Here is a 4,321-nt window from a genome sequence, read left to right as displayed (position 1 = left end):
CCCTACAAGGCAAAAGTCTTGTTTTTAATAAAAGTGATCTATTTAAAGCTAAATGCAAGGCACAATTTTTATCCGATAAAATTAGTAGCTTAAAAAAAGAGCCTTCTCAGAAGGCTTTATTTGAATTGTAGGATTGTAAAATTTGAAGATTTTGAGAAAAAAAAGAGGTTTTTTCACAGCCTGACGTCTTGGTACTACAGCGGGTTTGGGTCTAAATCAAGCCCATTCTTCGGATTTGCCAAATCATTCCAAATACAAAACAAACTTCCCATTAAGCCTAATGCCCAAATCCGCTGTAGTAGCTGTTATAGGCAGGCATTTTCGTCAGTTTAATTTCAGTCCACAGCTCTCAATTTGTCTTTTTAAATTGTCACCCCAGAAACCAAACTTCTCATAAAAAATGACACAATCGGATAGCGTTTTAAAACCATTAAGTATCTTCAAGATGTTGTCTTCCAAGTCAATTTTAAAATCTGTAATAAATTCTTCCACGTCGGTTGTGTCGGTGATTTTAAAGCCAAGCCAACCTCCATGAGATTTTTTTGCTTGTTGTCTTTCCTCAGTCAAGTAAGCATCTTCCCGGACTTGTGCTGTCAAGTCAAAATATGTTGCTTTCTTTTTTTCTTTGTCAGCAAGTTTATCTGTCAACGCAACGCCAATATTTAAACAAAAGCTAAGCTCTTCTTTGCTATTCCATTGAGAATTTTGAAGGTTAATAACAATAAAAAAGTCTCCCATGCTTTTCCACCAAGTCAGTCCACTTGTTTTATAACCGTGTTCTTTCAATGTCGGTTTCAAATAAGTTTTTATAAAGTCGTTCTGTATGTCTTTTGCTGTATTCATTGAATTATGTTGGTGTATGCTTGCCTATAACGTCTTGGCACTACAGCGGGTTTGGGACTAAATTAAGCCCTATTTTCGGATTTGCCAAATCATCCCAAATACAAAACCATCTTTCTATTAAACCCAATGCCCAAATCCGTTGTAGTGGCTGTTAGCACCAGTTTTTATTTCAATATTTGTGCGATTGATTCTTCATCAACTTTTAGCGCTTTCAATATAAATTCTGCTTGTTCTTTGTTATTTTCTCTTGCTTCATAAAATAGTTCACTCAAATCTGAAGCATATAATCTCTCGTTAACTGTCATTCCTCCAATTCCGTCAACTTTTGCAACTCCAATTTTCACTTTTTCTTGTAAGTCAAACCATTTAATTCGGTTTTCAATTCTATTTAAAATTTCTGAATCTGCGTCGCTATAAATGTCTCTCAATTGAAATTCTTCATTTTCCTTGAACTGATTAATTCCTAAATTAAAAAGCGCTTGTCCAAATCTTTGGCTTGGATTCTTTTCCAAATAGGTTCTTAATTTATCAAGTATTTCTTTTTGTGCAGTTGTCATAATAATTGGTGCTAACGTTCTGGTATTACAGCGGGTTTCGGACTAAATTAAGACCATTATTCGGATTTGTCAAATCATCCCAAATACAAAACCAATTCTATTCCCAAATAAATTCTTTTGCTTTTTGACTTTCTGGGTCGAACCATTCTTCTGCATTTTCTCGAAAGATTGGTTGTCCTTTTTTGTCAGTTCTTGTTTGAATTAAGTCGCCAATAGGCGCACCATGTAAATATCTAAGTCTTCCAGTTGAGTCGAACTTTATCTTTCCATCGTTAAGTAATGCTTCAAACTTTGGCCAATTCTTGATATTGTCCTTTGTAATTCTAATTCCTTCCATTATTTATTGGTGTATCGTTCTAAAATTGGTGCTAACGTTCTGGCACTACAGCGGGTTTGGGATTAAATTAAGCCCTATTTTCGGATTTGCCAAATCATCCAAATACAAGACCATTTTTCCATTACGCCAAATGCCCAAATCCGTTGTAGTGGCTGTTACCAGTAGTATTTTATTTCAATTCATATAATACGTTTCTTAAATCTTCTAAAACGAAAACTTTATCAAACTCTGTTTCCATTTCCAATTTCAAGTTTTTGTCCATTTCAAACGAACTATCTCCACTGCTACCTATTACTAGCAATAACCATTGAGTATTTATTCCTTTTTCTTTATAAGTTGAAATTTTAGCATTTTTCTTTTTGATTGCATTTTCGATAGCTTCTAAAGTAATATTTTTTTGCCACCAAGCACCCATATTTGCATGAATGTTTTTCTGTGTATGAGGTTGAATAAATAGACTTTCAATTAGTGGGTTTTCAATGAAGTTGTTATTAAGAACATATTCTTTAACAACCTTTTTTACCGTTTCAATTAAATACTCTTTTTCGTTTAGTTTAAAATTTGCGTAAGGTTCGATGTAACAGGTAGCAAGAAAGTTTGGTAATTCTCTATCTTCTTTCAATTCAATTTCGGCCAATGAAAAAATATTTTCAAAAAAACCTTCTCTTTCTTTCGATTTTGATTCAACAATTATTTGATGTTCAAGTCCTATTTGGTTATTTCCATCGAATAGAATGAAGTCTGGTTTTTCAGTAACTTCGAGAATCGTTAAGTTATCAAAGAACATTAGAAATTTTCCTGTGTGACAGATTTCAAGAGTTTTTTTCTTATCAGGAAATAAATCTAAATGTTCATTAATCAACTTGCCTAAGAGGGCGTAATTTTCGGAAATAGTTTTGTTGTTTTTTAGCACTTTTGTCGTTTACTGGTAACGTCTTGGTACTACAGCGGGTTTGGGACTAAATTAAGCCCATTCTTCGGATTTGCCAAATCTCCCAAATACAAAACCAACTTTCCATTAAGCCTATTGCCCAAATCCGTTGTAGTAGCTGTTACCAGTAGCCCTTTTACTCACTTAATGTCATAAACATAAGTTTCTATTTCATTGTTCAATAAAGATTTTTGAATTAGTGGTTCTATTTTGTCCCAGGTTCCACCTGCAAGTCCGCAACCAATTCTTGGCATATGGACAGATGTATTATTTTCTTTTGCAAATTGAGCAACTTTTTCAAGTCCAATTTTTATTGCATCGTAACGAATTGGAGCATTACCATTTTCATCTATATTTATTCTATGCTGTCCAATTAAATTTGCAATCCAAATATCGTCTTCGACTTTTACAAATTGTGTTTGTCCAAGTAAGAAGTTGTTTTGTGATTTAAACCACTCCCTATATTTTTTCTCAGGTTCTGCCCAACGTTTAGAAATTGCCATTACAAATCCTTTTCCCCAACCTCCAATGTCATTACAAATATGGACAATGATTTTATTACCGATTATTTTCGGATTTGTAGCATCTCCTACAATATAATTAATCACTTTTCCCATTGATATTCAAAGTCTATTTTGTTTATAGTGAATTCTTCAAATTCTAAAAGGTCGATTTTTTGGTCTGCAAGAAATCCAAACTCATCTTCTATTAATTCTTCACTATATTTTAATATTTTTCCATTCTCATAAACTTCAATTTGTCGAAGTATTTCTCCTTTCTGATTTGATTCAAGATAATAGTCACAAGTTCCCCAAGTTTCGAATTTTTCAATCCGACTTTCGTTAAAATGTCTTTTGTAATATAATGTTGTCATAGGGTTACTGGTAACGTTCTGGTACTACAGCGGGTTTGGGACTAAATTAAGCCCTATTTTCGGATTAGCCAAATCTCCCTGATACAAAACCAACTTCCCGTTAAGCCAAATGCCCAAATCCGTTGTAGTAGCTGTTAGCGGTTCGGTTTTTTGTCTCCAACTTTCAAATTTTAAAGGTCATTTTTTCAATTATAACTTTAGTTTTTCTACTGCTAAATCTAACTTTTCAAGTCGCCGTTTAATTCCGGTTTATATTTCAACTGCCAATTCTATTGTTGCCAATCTCATAGGGCTATTCTCCTGCAGTATTTGTGAAAGGAAATAGTCAAAACATTCCGTTTTAGTCAACTTTGATATAACCTAATAGAAATAAAATTAAAAGAATCACACTTAAAACGATTGCTCCTATACTGCTATAAAATCCACTTATTGTCCCATAGGATGGTGAATTTTTATAATTTTCAAAGCTTTTTTTAATATCCCAAATCCCCACAATAAATAAAATAAAAACAAACAGGATAAAAATATACAGTGTTTTCATAATCTACTCATTAATAATATTTAATTGTTTTATTATCATCTGTTTCTTTTGCTAAACTGACCGCTAACGTCTTGGCACTACAGCGGGTTTGGGACTAAATTAAGCCCTATTTTCGGATTTGCCAAATCATCCCAAATACAAAACCATCTTTCTATTAAACCCAATGCCCAAATCCGTTGTAGTGGCTGTTAGCACCAGTTTTTATTTCAATATTTGTGCGATTGATTCTTCATCAACT

7 protein-coding genes are annotated in these 4,321 nt (G+C 33.2%); all 7 read right to left on the bottom strand.

Going from position 1 to position 4,321, the window contains the following annotated elements; translation table 11 throughout:
• Positions 1 to 324 precede the first annotated feature (324 nt).
• The gene (locus tag AC1DY0_RS18815; RefSeq protein WP_477190115.1) at positions 325 to 843 is read right to left on the bottom strand and encodes a DUF4304 domain-containing protein; all 519 of its coding nucleotides are present in this window, start codon (positions 841 to 843) and stop codon (positions 325 to 327) included.
• 164 nt (positions 844 to 1,007) lie between these two features.
• Complete coding sequence (locus tag AC1DY0_RS18810; protein ID WP_477190114.1) at positions 1,008 to 1,400, bottom strand: hypothetical protein; 393 nt, start codon at positions 1,398 to 1,400, stop codon at positions 1,008 to 1,010.
• A 97-nt stretch (positions 1,401 to 1,497) separates the two neighbouring features.
• Entirely contained in the window at positions 1,498 to 1,737 is a 240-nt protein-coding gene (locus AC1DY0_RS18805) for a hypothetical protein (protein WP_026984748.1), read from the bottom strand.
• 169 nt (positions 1,738 to 1,906) lie between these two features.
• Positions 1,907 to 2,650 carry a hypothetical protein gene (locus AC1DY0_RS18800; protein ID WP_477190113.1) on the bottom strand — a complete coding sequence of 248 codons (744 nt, stop codon included), beginning with the start codon at positions 2,648 to 2,650 and terminating at the stop codon, positions 1,907 to 1,909.
• Positions 2,651 to 2,808: 158 nt separating this feature from the next.
• Positions 2,809 to 3,276 carry a macro domain-containing protein gene (locus AC1DY0_RS18795; protein WP_477190116.1) on the bottom strand — a complete coding sequence of 156 codons (468 nt, stop codon included), beginning with the start codon at positions 3,274 to 3,276 and terminating at the stop codon, positions 2,809 to 2,811.
• Complete coding sequence (locus AC1DY0_RS18790; RefSeq protein ID WP_477190112.1) at positions 3,273 to 3,542, bottom strand: hypothetical protein; 270 nt, start codon at positions 3,540 to 3,542, stop codon at positions 3,273 to 3,275. Before AC1DY0_RS18790 ends, AC1DY0_RS18795 begins: the two co-directional genes overlap by 4 nt.
• Positions 3,543 to 3,882: 340 nt before the next feature.
• Complete coding sequence (locus tag AC1DY0_RS18785; RefSeq protein ID WP_477190111.1) at positions 3,883 to 4,083, bottom strand: hypothetical protein; 201 nt, start codon at positions 4,081 to 4,083, stop codon at positions 3,883 to 3,885.
• Positions 4,084 to 4,321 lie beyond the last annotated feature (238 nt).

Source organism: Flavobacterium sp. P1_E4 (assembly GCF_056405915.1).
Note: the sequence above shows the minus strand (reverse complement) of the source record. Positions and strands in the feature narration are given on the sequence as shown.

Bases quoted from the DNA above. Each gene is read 5' to 3' on its own strand.
- AC1DY0_RS18805 (WP_026984748.1), bottom strand. From the start codon at position 1,737: ATGGAAGGAATTAGAATTACAAAGGACAATATCAAGAATTGGCCAAAG.
- AC1DY0_RS18790 (WP_477190112.1), bottom strand. From the start codon at position 3,542: ATGACAACATTATATTACAAAAGACATTTTAACGAAAGTCGGATTGAA.
- AC1DY0_RS18810 (WP_477190114.1), bottom strand. From the start codon at position 1,400: ATGACAACTGCACAAAAAGAAATACTTGATAAATTAAGAACCTATTTG.
- AC1DY0_RS18815 (WP_477190115.1), bottom strand. From the start codon at position 843: ATGAATACAGCAAAAGACATACAGAACGACTTTATAAAAACTTATTTG.
- AC1DY0_RS18785 (WP_477190111.1), bottom strand. From the start codon at position 4,083: ATGAAAACACTGTATATTTTTATCCTGTTTGTTTTTATTTTATTTATT.